The sequence below is a fragment of the Lacticaseibacillus sp. 22 genome, assembly GCF_055413445.1.
Genome location: NZ_JBVAYD010000009.1, coordinates 39749 through 58865, shown reverse-complemented (window position 1 = coordinate 58865; position 19117 = coordinate 39749). Strand labels below are relative to the sequence as shown.

At 46.8% G+C, this 19117-nt stretch carries 15 protein-coding genes and 1 pseudogene; 10 read left to right on the top strand and 6 right to left on the bottom strand.

What is annotated here, in order from left to right; translation table 11 throughout:
- Positions 1-359: 359 nt before the first annotated feature.
- Positions 360-3008 carry a YfhO family protein gene (locus ACWP87_RS06360; RefSeq protein ID WP_014569443.1) on the bottom strand — a complete coding sequence of 883 codons (2649 nt, stop codon included), beginning with the start codon at positions 3006-3008 and terminating at the stop codon, positions 360-362.
- A 354-nt stretch (positions 3009-3362) separates the two neighbouring features.
- On the opposite strand from ACWP87_RS06360, the gene ACWP87_RS06355 reads away from it, so the two are divergent.
- Positions 3363-5090 (top strand): glycosyltransferase family protein, encoded by a 1728-nt coding sequence (locus ACWP87_RS06355; RefSeq protein ID WP_014569444.1) that lies wholly within the window; start codon positions 3363-3365, stop codon positions 5088-5090.
- Positions 5091-5182: 92 nt separating this feature from the next.
- Here the strand turns inward: ACWP87_RS06355 and ACWP87_RS06350 are convergent, their stop codons facing one another.
- Together ACWP87_RS06350 and ACWP87_RS06345 are read right to left on the bottom strand one after the other, a co-directional pair.
- Complete coding sequence (locus ACWP87_RS06350) at positions 5183-6112, bottom strand: glycosyltransferase family 2 protein (protein WP_014569445.1); 930 nt, start codon at positions 6110-6112, stop codon at positions 5183-5185.
- A gap of 66 nt (positions 6113-6178) precedes the next feature.
- Positions 6179-6823: a YkyA family protein gene (locus ACWP87_RS06345; protein WP_005685809.1), complete on the bottom strand. Its 645-nt coding sequence runs from the start codon at positions 6821-6823 to the stop codon at positions 6179-6181.
- A 306-nt stretch (positions 6824-7129) separates the two neighbouring features.
- On the opposite strand from ACWP87_RS06345, the gene ACWP87_RS06340 reads away from it, so the two are divergent.
- The 9 genes and pseudogenes from ACWP87_RS06340 to purB all read left to right on the top strand — a co-directional run bounded on the left by ACWP87_RS06340 (position 7130) and on the right by purB (position 15105).
- Positions 7130-8095, top strand: coding sequence for an aromatic acid exporter family protein (locus ACWP87_RS06340; protein WP_014569446.1), 966 nt, complete (start codon positions 7130-7132; stop codon positions 8093-8095).
- Positions 8096-8421: 326 nt separating this feature from the next.
- Complete coding sequence (locus tag ACWP87_RS06335) at positions 8422-8622, top strand: cold-shock protein (RefSeq protein ID WP_005685812.1); 201 nt, start codon at positions 8422-8424, stop codon at positions 8620-8622.
- Between the two features lie 241 nt (positions 8623-8863).
- A pseudogene (mazE, locus tag ACWP87_RS06330) lies at positions 8864-9107 on the top strand (type II toxin-antitoxin system PemI/MazE family antitoxin).
- A 240-nt stretch (positions 9108-9347) separates the two neighbouring features.
- Positions 9348-9830, top strand: a complete 483-nt coding sequence (locus ACWP87_RS06325) for a GNAT family N-acetyltransferase (RefSeq protein WP_014569448.1) — start codon at positions 9348-9350, stop codon at positions 9828-9830.
- Positions 9831-9835: 5 nt separating this feature from the next.
- Positions 9836-10471 (top strand): glycoside hydrolase family 73 protein, encoded by a 636-nt coding sequence (locus ACWP87_RS06320; protein ID WP_005685815.1) that lies wholly within the window; start codon positions 9836-9838, stop codon positions 10469-10471.
- A gap of 190 nt (positions 10472-10661) precedes the next feature.
- Positions 10662-11240 carry a xanthine phosphoribosyltransferase gene (locus ACWP87_RS06315; protein ID WP_005685816.1) on the top strand — a complete coding sequence of 193 codons (579 nt, stop codon included), beginning with the start codon at positions 10662-10664 and terminating at the stop codon, positions 11238-11240.
- Positions 11241-11248: 8 nt separating this feature from the next.
- Positions 11249-12577, top strand: a complete 1329-nt coding sequence (locus tag ACWP87_RS06310) for a nucleobase:cation symporter-2 family protein (protein ID WP_005688928.1) — start codon at positions 11249-11251, stop codon at positions 12575-12577.
- A 20-nt stretch (positions 12578-12597) separates the two neighbouring features.
- Positions 12598-13707, top strand: coding sequence for an ATP-grasp domain-containing protein (locus ACWP87_RS06305; RefSeq protein ID WP_014569449.1), 1110 nt, complete (start codon positions 12598-12600; stop codon positions 13705-13707).
- Between the two features lie 102 nt (positions 13708-13809).
- Entirely contained in the window at positions 13810-15105 is a 1296-nt protein-coding gene (gene purB, locus ACWP87_RS06300) for an adenylosuccinate lyase (RefSeq protein WP_014569450.1), read from the top strand.
- A gap of 184 nt (positions 15106-15289) precedes the next feature.
- Here the strand turns inward: purB and ACWP87_RS06295 are convergent, their stop codons facing one another.
- The 3 genes from ACWP87_RS06295 to ACWP87_RS06285 all read right to left on the bottom strand — a co-directional run bounded on the left by ACWP87_RS06295 (position 15290) and on the right by ACWP87_RS06285 (position 18958).
- The gene (locus tag ACWP87_RS06295) at positions 15290-15859 is read right to left on the bottom strand and encodes a hypothetical protein (RefSeq protein WP_005685821.1); all 570 of its coding nucleotides are present in this window, start codon (positions 15857-15859) and stop codon (positions 15290-15292) included.
- A 9-nt stretch (positions 15860-15868) separates the two neighbouring features.
- Positions 15869-16615, bottom strand: a complete 747-nt coding sequence (locus ACWP87_RS06290; protein ID WP_014569451.1) for a hypothetical protein — start codon at positions 16613-16615, stop codon at positions 15869-15871.
- An 84-nt stretch (positions 16616-16699) separates the two neighbouring features.
- Complete coding sequence (locus tag ACWP87_RS06285) at positions 16700-18958, bottom strand: LTA synthase family protein (RefSeq protein ID WP_014569452.1); 2259 nt, start codon at positions 18956-18958, stop codon at positions 16700-16702.
- Between the last annotated feature and the right edge of the window lie 159 nt (positions 18959-19117).

The following is a 19117-nucleotide window of genomic DNA, read 5'->3' as shown; positions in this document are numbered from 1 at the left end:
ATGCTTTTGTACTTGCAATATGAATAACCCCCTTCATAAATAAACCCTGTTATTGGCAGTAAAAAAACAGACATAGCCAAGAAGATCGTTTGAACGATAAAACGATGATCAAAGTTCTGTCTGTTTACCCGGTAACAGTAGATGTGATATCAGCTGTTAAGCGTATGATAACGGATACAAAAATAAAAAGCAACCCGATAAGATTGCTTTTTGCATTGTTTGTATCCAACTATTTATTATTTATCTAAAAATAAATGATAAATAGCAAGTTAAATTAAATTGTACATAAAATTAAAATGAATACCAACATGTTCATGCTTAATAATCTCAGCGGCGAATGTTTAATCAAACTGTTACGGCTAATGATTTTTAGGCTGGCCGCCAGTCACCATACGCTTGTGAAAACGCGGGTGATATTCATAGAAAATGAGGGCTGCGAGGCCGGTCAGCCCCATGATGGTGACCAGCCACCCAAGCGGTATCCCCGGGGTGTGGTAAGTGAGGGTAAAGGTAGTGGCTTTTTTAGGGACTTTAATCCCAATGAAGCCGCGATAATTTTGAATTTTCACGGACTGGGTATCTGCTTGCCAGCCTTTTTCGTAAGGGATAGTGAGCATGATGTAGCCACTGTTGTTTTCTTGCGTGGTTAACGATAGACGGCCGTTTTGGATGGTTTGCTTAGGTGCGTTGGCTTTGGCGGTTTTAACCGTTTGCTTGAAGGCTTGGCGGTTAAGGGTATACAGCGCAAAGTGATCGAGGTCGATTTGGCTGAAACCGCGATTGAAGGTCAAGGTGACGGTGGTCGGTTTCGTGGCATTAAGTGGCAACGATACGGTCTTGGAGCCGTTGTCGGGATCATTTTTAAGGGGGATGTTGTTAATGCTGATGGTCATATCCTTGCGCATGCCTTCACCCATCACGAGATATTGCTGCTCGCTGCTAGGGTTGACACTCAAGGTAATGCTGGCCCCAAGCTTTTTGTTTACCTTGGTTGCCACGGCATTGGTGAGGGTGGTCAGCGGTTTGACGTTATCGACACTGATCCCGGAGAAATCAGAAGTGGTGAAGATCGGGGCCGTTTGCTGGTTCGTCAAAGTGGCAAAATAAGCATTTTGTTGCAGGACCGGGTTTGCCTGCACTTGGGTTGGAATTTTGCTGAAAATCTGGGTGGCCACGGGTAAGGCATCCGGATTTTTGTAGATGTTAAAGAGCTGGTTGTGACCGACTAATTTGTAAGCCGGCAAATCATAGCGGGCATTGCAAATATTGCGCGAGGAAGCTTGTTGATACTCGGAAGTGCCGACTTTTTTACTCGTTGTGTTGAGGAGTAATAACTGTTTGACGCCGAGTAAGCTTTCTAGCGGCCAGGTGAGGTCATTGTTTTTGACCCGCCCGGCTGAACCGATTGCCCCGACATTGGTGAGGGTATTGATGGTGCTGGTGTTTAAAACCGATGAAAAGGTGCTGATCCCGTTGAAATTATATTGGTAGGGATCGTCCATGGAGCGTTGGGTGTCGGCGTTAATGCGATAGAACCCGGATGGCCCGATCTTTTTGGCGTCGTTGTAAGCGGCACTGAGCACTTTGCTGGTGACGGTGAAGTCGGCTTTGGAGATGAAACTGATGGCGCCAAGGCTGGCATAGGCATTGGCGCCTAAGTCGATGACAAGCAAAGCCAAAAGTGCGCCAACCGTCCATTTTACCGGGAATAGGCGGGTGGCATAACTGTAGAGCAGCACGGTGGCGGTTAGGAGAAGGATGCCAGCGAGGATCAGATGCGGTAAGGTGACATATTTGTGTGTTCCCATGCGCAAGGCGGCGGGGATGATGAGTAGCCCGCCGACGACTAGACTGGTGAGGAGTAAACGTAACCGGGACACGGATCGCAGCTGCATGAGTCCACGGAGACTGAGTAGTAAGAACCAGAAGATGACAATGAATGAGTGGCGGTATAAATACCACACCGGCGCGCGAAACCCTTGCCAGATAATGGCGAGAGGATTGAGCCAGATGGATAATATCAAGAGTAATGTCATGCCGGCCGAAATCAAGCGTTCACGAACCGGGATCGTCCGAGCAAGGAAATAAAAACTGGCACCTAATAGGCCGATCATGCCCATATACAGGTTAGGCAGGCCATTGGAGAGCTGATCAAAATTGAAACTGCCCGGAAGTAGCTTTGATGGCAAGTCGATCAGCGAATACAAGGCTTTGAAACTGAAATCAGCACCGGCGCTGGAAAGGCGGGAAGCACTCAGCGCGTAATAGGTTGGAATGAGCACGACCGCCGCGATCATACCGCTGAGTAACGAGCCAATAACGAATAGGCTGATTTTTCGCAGTAATTGCAGTTGATGTTGAATCGCCCAGCGCCAGCCAAAGTAAAGCGCCGCAAAAATGGCGACCATGAAGCCAATGTAATAATTGGTGATGAATGCCAGACTCAGCGGAATGACATAAGGTAACAGCCGTTGCTCATCAAATAATCGTTCAATGCCCAAGACCACGAGTGGTAACAGGATTACCCCGTCCATCCACATGATATTCAAAAAGTTGGCAACCAGAAATCCGGATAGACCATAGCTAATACTGAAGACAAAGCTATACCAGCGGCCGCCCGTCAGATAATTCGCCAACGCTTGTGCTGCCATGGCCGCGGTGCTGTATTTAAGCGCGGTCACGAATAAAACCGCCACCGGTAATGCGGAGCGGGGAACCAGAACAAATACGAGGTTAAACGGACTTAGCAAATAGTAAGTCCAGTTGGCATACATACCGCCGCCAAGACTATTGGAAAAAGAATAAGCTTTACCGGCAGTACCCAGCAGTGCGTGTTTTAGGTAAGTAAAGAAGTCGACATATTGAACGGCCGAGTCATTAGCAAGAATGGATGATGAGCCAAACGGAGCCATTTTTAAAGCCGCAAAAACGATGAGGCTGATGACAAAAGTGACGCCGAAACTAATGAACAGTAGTGGCCAGGTTGATTGTTTGTTTGAACGCGACATATCAGACGAGGACTCCTTTTTGAAAACCTTGAAAATCAAATATTGTTATTAATTATGATAGCAAGCGAAATAGCAGGTTAAAAAATCAGGTAACCTTAACTATTAATTAAATCATAACGCAGAATGGCTCGGCACGCGATCGTCAGGAACTGAGCGCGAGCCGGCGCGCTTAGAAGTCGGAGTGTAAGTGGCCTCAGGCGTGATGACCGTACTTTGGTCATTGCGCCTGAGGTCCTTACACGCAGACTTCTGCGCCGGGGAGCGCGTTATGGCAAGGGCTCCGTTCCTCGGCACACATGACAACTTACGATTTGAAAGTTACAATATTGGGAAAGCACTAACGGGAGGATTTTCATGCGCGCGGATACCGAAGATTCGGGTTTAGTTTCACAGCTTAAGGCCAATGCAATCTGGCTATTGCCACTTTTAGCGATTATTTTGGTGTTGCTTGTCCAGTGGCCGCAGTTACATCTGACCTACATTTTCCATCAGGATGATACGATGCCGCAGTTACGCCGAATGGAGAGTTATGTGACCAGCGTCCGGCATGGTAGCTACTTTCCAAAAGTCTTTCCCGAAGAAGTACGCAATTTCGGCTATGCTTTTGATGCCTTTTACCCGTCATTGTTGTTATTACCATATGTCTGGTTGCGACTGGCAGGGATGGGGATTGTCAGTGCTTATTACGGCTATCAGACGCTGATTCTAGTGGCAACTGTGGTCACGGCTTACGTTAGTTTTTTGCGGATTCGCCGGCAGCCACTGGCAGGATTCGTCTTTAGTCTGGTTTACACAACAGCGGTTTATCGGGCCTTGGATGCCTTTGTACGCGGGGCTTTGGGCGAGAATTTGGCGTTTATTTTCTTGCCGGTGATTGCTGCAGGTATGTATGAAATTTATGCCAAGCAGTCGCGTAACTGGTTCTTGCTGGCATTTGGCGTGACTGGGTTGATGTACGCGCATATGTTGTCACTCGTGATGGTGTTGGTATTTCTTGTCGGCGGATTCCTGGTTTTGGTGGCGTTGCAGCGGGTAACGTGGCGCATGGTCAGATATACGGCCATGGCAGCGGTGAGTGCGTTGTTGATGGGCTTAGGCAGTTATTTGCCAATGGTCGAACTTTCCCGGCACCTGTCACTTAAACTCGCGGATTCAGCAACGATTTGGCCCAATTATCTTCAATTTAACTTAGGTGATTTAGTCACGAATTCATTGAGCATGTATGCCTCAACCAGCAGCATGCAAAATGTCAATCAGGCTTTTCGGCCGGGGATTGGCGTCTTGATGCTTGTGACGGGCATTGCACTCGCCATTTTTTGGGGGAAGTTGTCGCGGGCAGTCAAAGTTGCGGCTGGTTTGGGCTTTATTGGTATTTTTCTAAGCACGGATTTATTTCCGTGGGCATTATTTAGCAAAACCGTGTTAGGCACGATTCAATTTCCTTGGCGATATTTGGAGTTAGTGACCTTATTCTTCAGTCTGGCGCTTGGTCTTTTGGTTGCAGATCGGCCGCAACCGCAACCATTAGCATTGGGGTTGGTGCTGGCGACTTGCATCGTCGGCTTCAGCTATGCCGTTAATATCAACACGACCATGATCAATGCCAACACTTACCGCATTACAGATAAAAATGCGGTTTCGTACTATCAGGATTCTACCGGTGGCGGAAGTGAATATGCGCCGCGAGAATTTGACATGACCACATTCTTTAAGAAGAATCATCAGACGGTTTTGGCTTCACATAACCTTGAGCGTGTTACCACCCCGACCCAAGACTACAATGACATGCAATTTTCGTACACGAGTCGGCGTACCGTGACGCTAAGATTGCCTAAGTTTGCTTATGTTGGTTACACGGTGACGGTTGACGGCCGCCCAACTGCCTATCACCCAAGTGGCAAACTTGCCCGTATCACGCTTCATGCTCCCGCGGGCACGCATCATGTGCGGGTGGTTTACACAGGAACCATCCTGCAACATGTGACCGGGTGGCTATCGCTGGCCGCTGCGTTTGTCTTTTTGGCTTGGTGGATAATCATGCAAGCTCGTTGGCATCGGGATGTGGACGAGATGCTGGATTAGTGAGCTTGCGGAAAGTGTTGTCGGTGGCATCGCGATATAACCAGAAAAATAAGGCAAGCTGACCTTGATTTTGCAAAGTCGGCTTGCCTTATTCACTTAATCTCGCGTGCAATGAAAATGGGGCGCCTTTTGGTTTCCAAATAGATGCGACCGATATAACGTCCTACGATGCCAAGTGCAAAGAGCTGCAGGCCGCCGATCATCAGAAAGATCGAGACCATGGAAGGCCAGCCGGATGTTGGATCGCCGAACAAAGCGGCACGGACAACGATGAAGATGAGGGCGATGAACGCGCCAATGAAGCTGGTGATGCCGACAATAGAAACAAACGTTAATGGGGCATCGGAGAAGTCGATGATGCCGTCAATAGCATAACGGAGCAAATTGGAGAACGACCAACTCGTTTGGCCGTGTTGGCGTTCAATATTGCGATAAGGTAGATACTTAGTCTTGAACCCAACCCAGCTGAAAAGTCCCTTGGAGAACCGATTACGCTCGGTCATTTGGACAATGGCTTCAACCACTTGCCGCGTCATTAAGCGAAAATCGCGCGCGCCGGGAACGATTTGCGTTTGCGACACTTTGTTGATGAATTTGTAGAACATATCCGAAAAGAAGGAACGCAGATGAGCCTCGCCAGACCGATCCACGCGCTGAGCTCCAGCCATGTCGTAGCCTTCTTGTAAAATTGCGTACATATCCGGCAGCATTGATGGCGGATCCTGTAAGTCGGCGTCCATGACGGCATAGTAGTCGGCTTTCGCGGTTGAAAGGCCGGCATACATCGCTGCTTCTTTACCGAATGAGCGGGAAAGATCGATATAATGAACCTGATCGTCTTTGGCTTGCAACTGCTTGATTTGATCGAGGGTATCGTCAGTGGAACCGTCGTTGACATACCAGATTTGCGGTTGCAATTGCGGCAAGTTTTCACGAAAAGTCTTGATCAATGCCTGATAAATCAGTGGAACATTTTCGGTTTCATTATGACAGGGAATAATAATTGCCACGCTTTGCGGCATGAAACGGCCTCCTCAATTTCAAGTTAATTCTCTTAATAAGTTGATGATTCCTAGCAAAATCAATACTCAATCATCATGCATCGTTTTAACGGCCTTGGCCAAGCTATCGGCCTGACTTGATACGGTTGTCAGGTTGGCGGTCATGACATCAATTTGCTGATTGAGTGAGCTGTAATATTGGTTTAGTTGGGAAATTTGTGTCTCTAGGTCGGCTTGAGACGTCTCTTCACTGTCAGCAGTGTTATCAAAAAAGGCATCTTCTGCTGTCTGCATTTCGCGGTAGTAGCTAACCAGCGTTTTGTGATCCAATTTGGCGAGCTTCAGACTTGTTAGCACTTTGTTGACTTGAGTTTGAGGGGTATCATCGGTCGGCTGGTTATTTAACTTAGTGAGCGTGTTATTGGCGTTTACCAAAGCAGTGTTGGCCGCCTCAAGCTGTTTGAACGCAGCTGCACGTTTGGCGAGCAGTTTTTTAACGGGCCCGTCATCATTTCTGAAATCTGTATCGGGATGATCTTGATACGCTTTTTCAAACGTTGATGGAAACGCGCCGACGCTATCGCCAATAATTTTTAGTGCAGCTTGTTCTTTTTGCACTTGTGTTTGAACGGTAGCGGTTGTGGTTTTTAATTGTTGTTTAGGGTTTAAAGTGGCCGAACATCCGGCAATCAGAAGTGCCAGACCCGCGAGCCATATGAGTATTTTTTTCATCAGCAACTCCTCTAAATATATGGTAGCGTAAAGCCGGCTGAAATACTAGCAGCAGGGGGATTGCAAATAAATTTCACCCCTGAATCCTGTTTCTTCAGGATACGAGAAAAATGAAGCGGCAACAAGTTATTTTCAAGGATCATACTAAGGTGGTCGGTCAGTGGAAAGTTTACGTGACGACAGCCGCGGCTAACGGTAAAATAACAGATATCTGAGCGCACATAGCTGACGGGCGGGCTAAAAAATTTGTGGTGTAACTGGTTTGATGCGTTCCTATGCTAAACTGACAGGTGGAGGGTGATGACGATGCACATTGGGATGCGCACAATCAAAACAGCGGTAGGGACAGCAGCGGCGATGTTGATCGCTTATTCGTTGCACTTGGAATATTGGGCCGCTGCCGGCATTATTACTATTTTGTCAGTGCAAAACACAACGAAGGCGTCGTTTCGGTTAGTCGCCTACCGCTTATTAGCCACGCTGCTAGGATTCGTGATTGCGATCGGGGCGTTCTTGGTTTTAGGCTACAATGCGTTTGCTTTTGGCGTTTTCTTGGTGATTTTTATTCCGATTACCAATGTGTTCGCGGTCCAAAGCGGGATTGTCATGACTGCCGTTTTGGTAACGCATTTTATGATGGCGCGCAGTTGCAGTTGGTTTTGGATTAAAAACGAACTTTTGCTGCTTTCGATCGGGGCCGGGGTGGCGCTCATTGCCAATCTGTTTATGCCAAGTCTTGAAGCTAAGATCATGGGCTTTCAAAAACAAGTCGAAGCCGAGATGCGTGAAATTATTGATCATATGAGTCAGCAGTTAGGGGCAGATCAGCTTAAAAGTGCGGACAATTGGGCTAATTTATCTGATTTGAAGATGACGCTGGACGCAGCAGTTGCGTGGGCAAATCGACATAGCGACAATCAGTTGTTGTCTGAAAACGACTACTATCAGGCTTATTTTGAAATGCGCGCGAATCAATATGAACTGCTGCGGCAGATGCAAGATAGTTTGGATCGTATTGAAACGCCGGTGATGCAGGCGGCGGTGATCAGTGATGCCTTGGCGATGACAGCCAGTGTTTTGAATGAAGACAATCCGGCAGCGCAATTGGTGACAATGGTGAAGAAAATTCAGCGTGATTTTGCTGCCTCACCCCTGCCAACGGATCGCGCTTCTTTTGAGAGTCGCGCCCGGTTGTTTTATTTTCTGGAGGATTTTTCCCGGCTGTTGCAGTTGAAGCGGAATTTTAATCATATTATTTCTTCGCAGAATTGAATGACAGGTGGCGGATTTTTAGGACTTGAGATTTGGGTAGGTTGCGGTTACCATAGCGCGTTCACCGGCGCAGAAGTCTGCGTGTAAGGACCTCGAACGCAATGGCCAAGCCCGGGCCATCACGTCCGAGGCCACTTACACTCCGACTTCTAACCGCGCCGGTTCATGCTCACCTTTCTACTTGCTTGGTTTTTACCGTGATGTTAGACTAAACATGTACTTTTTGAATGGTCGTGGTTGCATGGTTTCAGGACTTTCTTCCACTTGTACCAAACAGAAATACACGATATTATCATGCGTCAATAGGCGCAAGGAGGAATGTTCTCATGGAACACGGCACAGTTAAATGGTTTAATGCTGAAAAAGGTTACGGTTTTATCACACGTGAAGATGGCAGCGATGTTTTCGTTCACTTCTCCGCAATCCAAGGCGAAGGTTACAAGACCCTTGAAGAAGGCCAAGCGGTAACGTTTGAAGTTGAAGACAGCGATCGCGGCCCACAAGCGGTTAACGTTAACAAAGACTAATTTAAAAGTTTCAAAACAAAAGTGTACTATTTTGAATTTTATTTCAAAATGGTACACTTTTTCTTTTGATTAGGTGATTAGCGTTTAGCGCTTCAAGGCTCAGAAGTCCCGTCTGGCAAACTCGGGATCAGATAACACGTAAGTTCAATCACCGTAAAGCACAAGTATTGCCGTGGTTTGTAATGACACATATACGTGGTTTGTAATGACACATATAATTACAGGCGAAAGGGTGACAAGCATGACTGTTAAAACTTATCGGCTAGGAAACTCAATTGTGGTTACCATTCCAGCGTTCATTCAATATTGGCGAAAACGTTGAATATCAACCGATTATTGACGAAAATGGCGTCATCAGCCTGCTACCTGTTAAGCATCATATCTTCAGGGGTGATGCTGGCTACGATTTACGTCAGGCAATGCTGGAAGAAAATATTGGCGACAATGATATTCCAATTGGACGTGAGGACGCCTGGCATGAATAGTGATAGTCAGATCCCATATCAGTAGGCAGGTTGGGTATTTGGATACATTAAAAGATCGTTCATTTATGTCTGTCTATCAAACATTCAAAAAGGGGTCTACACTTTTTGGCATTGGTGATATATCAACACTAAAGATATAGGCCTTTTTTGGCGATGGAGAGCTTCATAAGCAGCTGTTCATGGTAAACTGATAGGTAGCAGTTATAAGCTTAGGATTGGGCTATGGAAGGCGGGGGGCACATGTTAAGATTTGAAGAAGTAGCACCTGACGCAAGACTCCAATATCTGGATCTCTTGTTGGTGGGCGATGAAGATCCGGCGATGCTTCAGCGCTATTTAGGTGCAGGGACACTTTTTGCGGCCACTGATCAGCAGGTGCCGGTTGGCGTTGCCATGGTGGTGGCGGTCAATGCGACCACGGTAGAGTTGAAGAATCTCGCGGTCACGCCTGCCCGCCGCCGTCAAGGGATTGCGTCAGGATTATTGCGGCATGTCAGTTTGGTGTACGCCGAGAAATATCAGGATATGCTGGTGGGTACCGGAGATGCTGATTTTGATAATCTTCGGTTTTATATGCGCCGCGGGTTTCGATTTGATTCGATTCGCAAGCATTTTTTTGATGAATATAGTCAGCCGGTTTATGCTGATGGCTTGCGATTACAGGACATGATCGTGTTACGCCGCAAATTGTTGTTGACGCGTGAGGATAAGACAAAGGAGTAAGGCTATTGGCGAAAAAGCGCCGACGTTTTACCTTAAAGAAGGTTCCATTGGCGGCTTGGCTGGTCATCGCTTTTTTTGCGGTTGGTTCAATGTTGGTTGTCAGCTCGTATTGGTCGCAACGGCAAGCCGAAGTTTCACAACGCCAAGCAATTGTCGATAAGAAGGCGGCTGAAAAAGCGAAGAAAGAGGCTTTTATCAAGCGATTGGTACCGACAGCCCAGGCCATGCAGAAACAGTATGGCGTCTTGACGAGCATTACGCTGGCCCAGGCGATTCTTGAGTCTGATTGGGGAACGAGCACGTTAGCCAAGGATTACCATAACTTATTTGGCATTAAAGGGACGGATCCTGCCACCACGAAAGTATTACGGACGAAGGAATACGTTAATGACAAATGGATCACGGTTGACGGCCGGTTTCGGGTTTATAGCGATGATGCTGCTTCGATTCGTGATCATGCCTTGCTATTCGTTAACGGTACCGACTGGAATCCGCAGCAGTATGCAACGGTGCGGGCCGCAAAAGATTATAAGACTGCTGCCTCGGCTTTGCAGACGGACGGCTATGCCACTGATCCGGATTATCCTCAGAAGCTGATTCATTTGATCGAAGCATGGAATCTGACTCAGTATGACAATTGAATGTTCGTATTTTGTTGATTATTGAATCCTCGTTATTTGGTTATGGTAGCGCCAAATTGCGGGGGTTTCGTTCTTTTATCGCTGTGAAAGCGGCTACTTAGTTTGTTCGGGAATTAGTGAGCTTGTATTGTTCCACGGCGTTTTTTATGGTAAGCTGATTGAAAATTTACAAATAAAAGGAGTGCTTGTGGTGAAATTACTGGAAGACCGGATTAAAAAAGATGGCCAGGTTATTGGAACAGACGTATTGAAGGTGGACAACTTTTTGAATCATCAAGTTGATCCTGATTTAATGGCTGATCTTGGTAAGGAATTCTACCGGCGTTTCAGCAATGAGCCGATTACAAAGATTTTGACAGTTGAAAGTTCTGGGATTGCCCCGGCGATTGCCACTGCGATGTCGTTTCACAAGCCGCTGGTGTTCGCCCGCAAGCATAAGAGTCTGACGTTGAAGGATCACCTGTACACGGCAACGGTTTACTCGTTTACCAAAAAGACTTCCAATGAGATTGCCATTTCGCGGAAGTTTTTGTCGGCTGATGACAATGTGTTGATTATTGACGACTTTTTGGCTAACGGACAAGCAGTTGAAGGATTAATGGATATTATTGATCAGGCTGGGGCAACTTTAAGCGGCGTTGGCATTGTCATTGAAAAGACTTTTCAAAAAGGCCGCAAATTGTTGGATGACAAGCACATTCGCGTGGAATCATTGGCGCGGATTCGTGCATTTGAAGACGGTCAGGTTGTTTTTGAACCGGAGGACTAGGCTCGAAGATGAAGAATAAAACAATTTCCAATCCAAAAGCAGCGGCATTGGGGCTGCAACATTTATTAGCGATGTATTCGGGTTCAGTGTTGGTGCCGATTTTGATTGGGGCATCGTTGCACTTTACCTCTGAGCAAATGACGTATCTTGTCTCGATTGATATCTTCATGTGCGGGATTGCAACGGCTTTGCAGGTGTTTGGTAACAAATATTTCGGCATTAAATTACCGGTTGTGTTGGGGTGTGCGGTTCAGGCAGTGGCGCCGCTTATTATGATTGGGCAGAAGTTTAACTTCCAAACCATGTATGGCGCCATCATTGTTGCCGGCCTGTTTGTTTTTCTGATCGGCGGCGCGTTTTCTAAACTGCGCTTTTTGTTTCCGCCACTGGTGACCGGTTCCTTGATTACCGTGATCGGTCTGTCGCTGATTCCGGTTGCTTTCCAGAATCTAGGCGGGGGTTCGACGACAGCCAAAGACTTCGGCAATATGACGAACCTGTTTGTCGGCGCATTTACGGTATTACTGATTTTGGCCATTAATGTCTGGGGGCGCGGCTTCTTGCATTCAATCGCGATTCTGGTCGGTTTGATTGCGGGCACGGTCTTAGGCGGGTTCCTCGGCTTAGTCAGTTTTCAGCCAGTCATTGAGGCAAGTTGGTTCCACGTCCCGACGCCATTTTACTTTGGGGTTCCACAGTTTGAATGGAGCTCAATTGTGACCATGATTCTGATTTCAATGACGTCTATGGTTGAAAGTACCGGCGTTTTCTTTGCACTAGGGGATATTGTCGGGCGTAAAATTGAAGCAGATGACCTGAAACGCGGGTATCGCGCAGAAGGCCTAGCCGTGGTACTCGGCGGTTTGTTCAACACTTTCCCGTACACAACTTTTTCACAAAATGTCGGGTTGGTGCAGCTTTCCGGAATCAAAACCCGCAAGCCAGTGATTTATTCGGCAGTTTTCTTGGTTATCCTTGGGTTGCTGCCGAAAATCGGCGCCTTGGCAACGATCATTCCGGCACCGGTTCTTGGTGGTGCTATGCTGGTGATGTTCGGGATGGTTGCGGTGCAAGGTATCCGGATGCTGCAACAAGTTGATTTTGAAAATGATAAGAATCTGCTAGTTGCCGCGATTTCAATCGGTTTAGGCTTAGGGGTAACGGTACAGCCGCATATTGTTCAGTTCTTGCCAAAAACCATTCAACTGTTGTTTGGATCAGGAATTTTGATGACAAGTCTGAGTGCGGTATTGTTGAACTGGTTGTTTAATTCACCAAGTCGTCATCCTGAAATGCCGGTTGATCGCGGGTTAAACGAACAGGATTCAGACAAATAAAGTCAAAGCGAGGAACAATTGTGACGCAATTTATTAGTCCAGGCGCAACCATCGGCATTATTGGCGGTGGCGTATCAGCTTTTCGCATGGCTGATACTGCTAGCTTAATGGGCATGCGGACTGTGGTTTTAGCACCGACGCAAACGGATATTGCTTTGGAAAAAGCCGATATTCCTTTGGTCGGGCAAGCGGATGATCGGGAAGCATTAAAAGAGTTGACGCAACTGAGTACGGTCATGACCTTTACCGATGAAAACGTTGACGGCGCTGTATTGGCTGAATTAGCAACCAGCAGTCAATTGCCGTCAGGAACCGATATTTTGACCGTGACCCAGGATCGGTACTTGGAAAAGGTCTTTCTTGACGATCTCAACATGAATATTCTGCCATATACCCAAGTCATCACGCCTAGCGATATTAATGAGGCAATTGACACCATTGGCTATCCGGCCTTATTGAAGCCAATTCAAAAGGGGATGGGCGTGGATCAGCAGTTGTTGCTGGCAACCCCGGCGGATGTCGATCGTGCCAAACAATTGCTGCAGCAGCGTCCGTACATTTTGGAAGCCTATTTGCAAAATATTAAAGAAGTTGCCGTCATGGTCGCCAAGGCCGATAAAGAAATCCGAATTGGGCCGGTGATTCAGAATTATTTTGAACATCATCAACTCAAAGCATCTTCGGTTCGGGCTGACGTTGATCCGGCGGTAATTGTTGAGATTCGCCGCATTGCAGAAAAAATTGCCAAGAAGCTTGATTATAATGGCATTTTCAGTCTTGAATTTTTCTTGGCGGCTAACGGGACCCTGTACGTCAAACGGGTTTTCCCGGGGCCAAAATTGTATGGTCACCTCATGCAATGTACCAGCGATATTTCGGAATATGAACTACATCTGCGCGCGATTCTCGACTGGCCGCTGCCAGAACTGGAATTGGCCGAAGATGGCGTTGCGATTCCGTTACGGCAAAAAGACATGGATGCGGTTTTGACGCAGATTCAAATTAAGCCGGATTGGCGGTTTGCTTTCTATCCGACTGGCAATGAGTTAGTCGGCGAGATTGAAATCGTTGGTGATTTGAAAGCGATAAAAGACAGTATCAATGCCACGGGACATTTTGTGATTCAGTGAAGGTTCTCGAGCGTGTCGGCTGCATGGAAAAGTCGGCACGCTCACCGGTGATACGATGATGAGTATAGAACATGGCGCTTACAATAGAGGAGGAAACCACCTGTGATTCCGCGTTATAGTCGTCCTGAAATGGCGGCAATTTGGTCAGAAAAAAATCGTTATGCTGCATGGCTGAAAGTTGAAATTTTAGCGGCTGAAGCCTGGTCGAAACTAGGCGAAATTCCGGAAGCCGATGTTAAAGCTTTACGGGCCAACGCCAAGTTTGATGTCGATCGAATCCACGAAATCGAAGCGGTCACGCACCATGACGTGGTCGCATTTACGCGGGACGTTTCCGAAAGCCTTGGCGAAGAGAAAAAGTGGGTGCACTTTGGCTTAACCAGTACCGATGTGGTCGATACGGCTCAAGGTTACTTACTTAAACAGGCTAACCAGATTCTACGTGCGGATTTAGCCGCATTAAAAGCAAGTTTGGCGAAACTGGCAAAAGCCCATAAAGATACGGTTATGATGGGACGGACACACGGGGTTCACGCTGAGCCAACAACATTCGGTCTGGTTGTTGCCACTTGGTATTCAGAACTGAATCGCGATATTCGGCGATTTGAAGATGCGGCAAGTGATGTCGAAGCAGGAAAGATCAGCGGTGCGGTCGGGACTTTTGCCAACACGCCGCCAGCTGTGGAAGCTTATGTGACCAAGCAGTTAGGCATTCGCGCACAGGAGATTTCAACTCAGGTATTGCCGCGTGATCTGCATGCCCATTACATTCAGACGCTGGGCCTGATTGCCACCTCAGTTGAACGGTTTGCCTTGCAGATTCGCCATATGCAGCGGACCGAAGTACATGAAGTCGAAGAACATTTTAATAAGGGTCAAAAAGGTTCCAGTGCGATGCCGCATAAGCGTAACCCAATCGGCTCGGAAAATGTCTCCGGATTGGCGCGGGTGATTCGCGGCTATGAAACGCCGGCACTAGAAGACGTCCTACTATGGCATGAACGCGATATTTCCCACTCCAGTGCCGAACGTATCATGCTGCCGGACGCAACCGGTTTGCTAGATTACATCCTGCACCGTTTCACGAGTATTTTGGATCATCTGGATGTTTTCCCAGAGCGGATGAAGGCCAATATGAACCTCACACACGGCTTGATTTATAGCCAGCGAGTGATGTTAAAACTCATCGAAAGTGGTTTGAGTCGGGAACAAGCCTATGACCTAGTTCAGCCTAAGACCGCGATTGCATGGGACGAGCACCGCGACTTCCGGCCGCTGTTAGAAGCCGATCCGGAAATTATGGGCCGGTTAAGCGAGGCTGACTTAGACGATGCGTTTGATTATCACTATCATCTCAAGCATGTTGATGAAATCTTCAAGCGCGTTGGACTGGCTTAGTTTCACAAGTTTGCTCAGAATATGATAACGAAAATTGACGCTAGAATTTTTCTAGGGTCAATTTTTGTGTTTAAATTTTAAATTTGAACGACAGTCGTTATCTGGTACGCTAGCGCTAACTTTTCAAAATCGGTGCCGGTGACAATAATCGCAAAAAAAGACCTTGCAATGTAACTTCGCAAGGTCATTTGGTGACGGCATGTAATGATAAGACAGGTGGTTGTTGCCAAGCATTTTGAGGATTGGCACTGAGCAGCGATTGATCGGTTGTCAGGACCAATAAGCAGCTTTCGGTTTGTTGCAAAGCATGGTTGGCTTCGGTTAAGAACTCGCGGGTAACTTGCGGATCAAAAATCTCGGCATGACCGCTTAATAGTAAATATCGTTTTTTACCCATCAAACCACGATAAAATTGCAAATAGATCCGTTGCAACGTGTTTAAAGTGGCCGCGGGTTGATCGAGAACCGGAGAAGTATTGGCAAGCCATTCCGGCAAAAAGTCCGTATGCTTAGTGTGCCCATTGATGCAAAGGTTATTCCGAACACTGAGATAATCCAAGATACCAGTGTCGCGACTACTGATGAAAGCAAGTTGCTTGATGAGGCCACCATTAATAAAATCCTTGATATATTGGTCGCGTAATGCGGTCAGTGCTTCCTCATCCGGGACGTATAAATATTGAATCGTTTTGGGCGCGAAAAGCTTTGCAAGTCTTTCACGATAGATATCAAGCTGCTTTGACCGAAATAACATAGCTGTCTCCTAACGCGGCATGACAAGCCGTTTGCGAATAATCGAAAGCGGGGTTACCAAGCCTAGATTGGTGACGAAAATCACGCCAAGGCCGTTTCTCAATGTTGTCAAGAAGCCGGCCGGTTGGGTGAGGTCGTCCGTTTTACCGCCGTAATAGAATAAGGTTTCACGCGTAAAGCCAGTTAGGTGACGGGCAAAGAGTTGCTGAAAGGCGTGATTCATGTCAATTCCACGATAGCCTTCCTGTAAAAGATGACCAAAAGCAGAACGATTCGCATTGGTCAGAAGCTGAATCAGCTGATCATTAAATAAAATAATCAGAAAAACACTAATGATAAAGCTGATTAAGAAACTGAAAAATGCTTCAAACGCATATTGTAACCCGATGGACATGCTGCTTTTGCCGACCAAATAAAGCGCATCGGTTTCAGAACGTCGCAGAAACCACAGCAAGGCCGTCCCGATCAACCAGCAAACACCATTAATGATGACGACACGATTTAATAATGTTTGCGTGATTTGCATCATTTTAATATGGGCTTGGCCAACTTGCGTACTTAGCAGAATCGTTTGTTTATTTTGGGCACCAAAAGAATTTAGCCGCTGTAAAAAAGCGCTTTGTGCGGATTGGTCGATCATTTCACTCGTTATCAGCATGATGCTGATCAAGCAGAACGCAACTGACAGCAGCATCATCACAAAGTAATAACGGCGATGATAACGGAAACCCGAGAACGTTCGCTCAAAGAAATGCATCTACCCGTTCACCTCACAAGCAGTATAAGCAATGAATTTGAACAAAGTGTGAACATAAACCGAGCATTCACTATGTTATTTGATTCATTTGAGCTGGTTATTCTTGATATTGAGGGTACTGGAGCTGCTAGATGCACTGCTGCTAGCGGATGAATCGGTTTGATTTTGAACTTTTTCCGGAAAATCGGTGATCGGTGAGGTGTCATCTGCTAATTCAGGCGCATCGGTTTGATAAAGTCCGGTTGTTGATTGGTCGTTATTTTCGCTATAAAGACTCGTGCTCTTGCTGCCGCGACCGTGTTCAATTGACAGCACATTGCTGAGACTTTGATTGTAATCATACTGGCTGGGATTAATCGGTTTAAAGCCTAATGGTACATAGAAACGCAATAGATTACGATTAGCAACGTCATCGGATAGACTGAGCCGCGTGTCGACTGATTTCTGCTCCTTATCAATGGTTGCTTGTAAGGCTGGCGTCATGGTGACGAGCTTGCCAGTCGTATTATCATAAACTTTGCTGCCTAAAACAGTGTACTTCGGCGTGACAAAAATGTGATTTCGAAAAGCAACGACATTGTCATGCTGGTTGGAAAGCAGATCGGTACCAAATTGGACGTAGCGCTTACTGCTGATCCCAAGCAAATGCAGTAGCGTCGGCAGAACATCAATTTCACCGCCATAGGTATTGTTCACGCCGCCTTTAAGACCCGGCATGTGGAAGATTAGCGGAACCCGCTGCAGTTGGGCATCGTCAAAGCCATTCCAGTCACTGGCATCTTTACCTAACAATGGCGCTAAGGTGGTATTACGATCGTTGCTGATGCCAAAATGATCGCCATACAGCATCACGAGTGAATTCTTTTCCAAACCACTGGCTTTCAGATAATTAAAGAATTCCCTTAGTGCTTCATCGAGGTAGTGAGCCGTCTTGAAGTAACCGTTGATCGTCGCGTCATCAGTGCCGGCATCCGGGAAATCCGAATCCGCCTGGGTAATATAAAATGGATTATGGTTACTGGTCGTAATAATTTTAGTGTAAAACGGTTGCTGGAGATGCTCTAAATACTTCGGTGTTTCTGCCAGCATCAATTTATCTTTAATCCCATATTCGGTGGCCGCTTTTTCATCATGATTATAGAAGTTACCGGAAAAGTAATTGTTATAGCCAAGACTCTTATAAACATTATCGCGATTCCAAAATGAAGCGGAGCCGCCATGGAAGACAGCACTGGTATAGCCAGCGCGTTGATTTAAAATTGCCGGGGCGCCTTCAAACGTATTTTCCGTTCCCAGACTGCTGAACAAGGATCCATTGGCAATCCCGAACGTACTGGTTTCCAGCATATTTTCCGCGTCACTGGTTTTGCCGAGTCCGACTTGATGGAAGAAATTATTGAAGCTTAACGTGTCTTTTTCTTTAATCAACGAGTTCAGAAATGGTGTTACTTCTTGACCATCGATTTTTTGACCGATCAGAAATTGTTGGAAGCTTTCAAGGTGAATGATGATCACGTTCTTGCCTTTAGCGGCTCCGTAATAGCTAGCGTTAGGAGCAGCATAATGCGAACGCGTGTATTGTAGAACCGGATCGAGATTCGCACTGTCTGCCTGAGCCCGTACCTGATTGTTTTGCGCCGTTTTAGCTGCGTCGTAAATTGTAAAAGGCGCCAAACCGAGATATTTGACGATGTAATTACGATCAAAGGTCCGCGTCAGCAACTGTGGTCGATTCATTTCACTCACTGCCGTCATCAAAGCAAAAAAGGCAATGCCAAAAACCGTCACCGCTTGGGGCAGATGGAAGGGCAGGCGGCTAGTATCCAACGACAGCCCAAAATGCGGCCACTTAAGCCGTTGATTATGGATGTAACGCCAAATATTCCAGATGCTGTAACCTAAATAAGCTAAAATTACGATCACAATGTCCAGAATATAAATTAAATCGTGGGGTTTGACCATGCTTAAAGAACTGGCGCCGAGTCCTTGGCTGACTTTTGACACACCAAGAATCGTTGTGACCGTCAAGAAGTCGGTAAATTCACGATAATAAAGGATGTTGGCGAGCAATAATAACGTACTTAATATGTAGACGAGCAGGCCAATAGCGTAACCGCGGCGGGCATGCTTAGGGTATAGCCCTAATGACAGGAGAATGATGCCCGTTCCCAGCGGATTTAAGATGAGTAGGGTATACTGCAGCGGGTCATTCAGCCCGAGCGAGAAGTCAACGAAATACCCGAAAATCGTTTTTGCCCACAATAAAAAAAGCAGCAGGGCTAAGAAGCCGATTCGAGTATTGCGTACCCATTGTAAAAGTTGATTGAGTCGTAACCGTTTCAAAGCGGCAACTCCTTTCCACTTTGTTCTTTGTCATTGTACCCGCAAAACGGCAATTGCACAAAAAGAGACGGTAAGCGCGAGCCGGCGCGGTTAGAAGTCGGAGTGTAAGCGGCCTTATCCGTAATGGCCCGGTCTTGGCCATTGCGGATAAGGTCCTTA

Coding starts and splice junctions, on each gene's coding strand:
- ACWP87_RS06360 (WP_014569443.1), bottom strand. CDS start 3,008: ATGTCGCGTTCAAACAAACAATCAACCTGGCCACTACTGTTCATTAGT.
- ACWP87_RS06355 (WP_014569444.1), top strand. CDS start 3,363: ATGCGCGCGGATACCGAAGATTCGGGTTTAGTTTCACAGCTTAAGGCC.
- ACWP87_RS06350 (WP_014569445.1), bottom strand. CDS start 6,112: ATGCCGCAAAGCGTGGCAATTATTATTCCCTGTCATAATGAAACCGAA.
- ACWP87_RS06345 (WP_005685809.1), bottom strand. CDS start 6,823: ATGAAAAAAATACTCATATGGCTCGCGGGTCTGGCACTTCTGATTGCC.
- ACWP87_RS06340 (WP_014569446.1), top strand. CDS start 7,130: ATGCACATTGGGATGCGCACAATCAAAACAGCGGTAGGGACAGCAGCG.
- ACWP87_RS06335 (WP_005685812.1), top strand. CDS start 8,422: ATGGAACACGGCACAGTTAAATGGTTTAATGCTGAAAAAGGTTACGGT.
- ACWP87_RS06325 (WP_014569448.1), top strand. CDS start 9,348: ATGTTAAGATTTGAAGAAGTAGCACCTGACGCAAGACTCCAATATCTG.
- ACWP87_RS06310 (WP_005688928.1), top strand. CDS start 11,249: ATGAAGAATAAAACAATTTCCAATCCAAAAGCAGCGGCATTGGGGCTG.
- ACWP87_RS06295 (WP_005685821.1), bottom strand. CDS start 15,859: ATGTTATTTCGGTCAAAGCAGCTTGATATCTATCGTGAAAGACTTGCA.
- ACWP87_RS06290 (WP_014569451.1), bottom strand. CDS start 16,615: ATGCATTTCTTTGAGCGAACGTTCTCGGGTTTCCGTTATCATCGCCGT.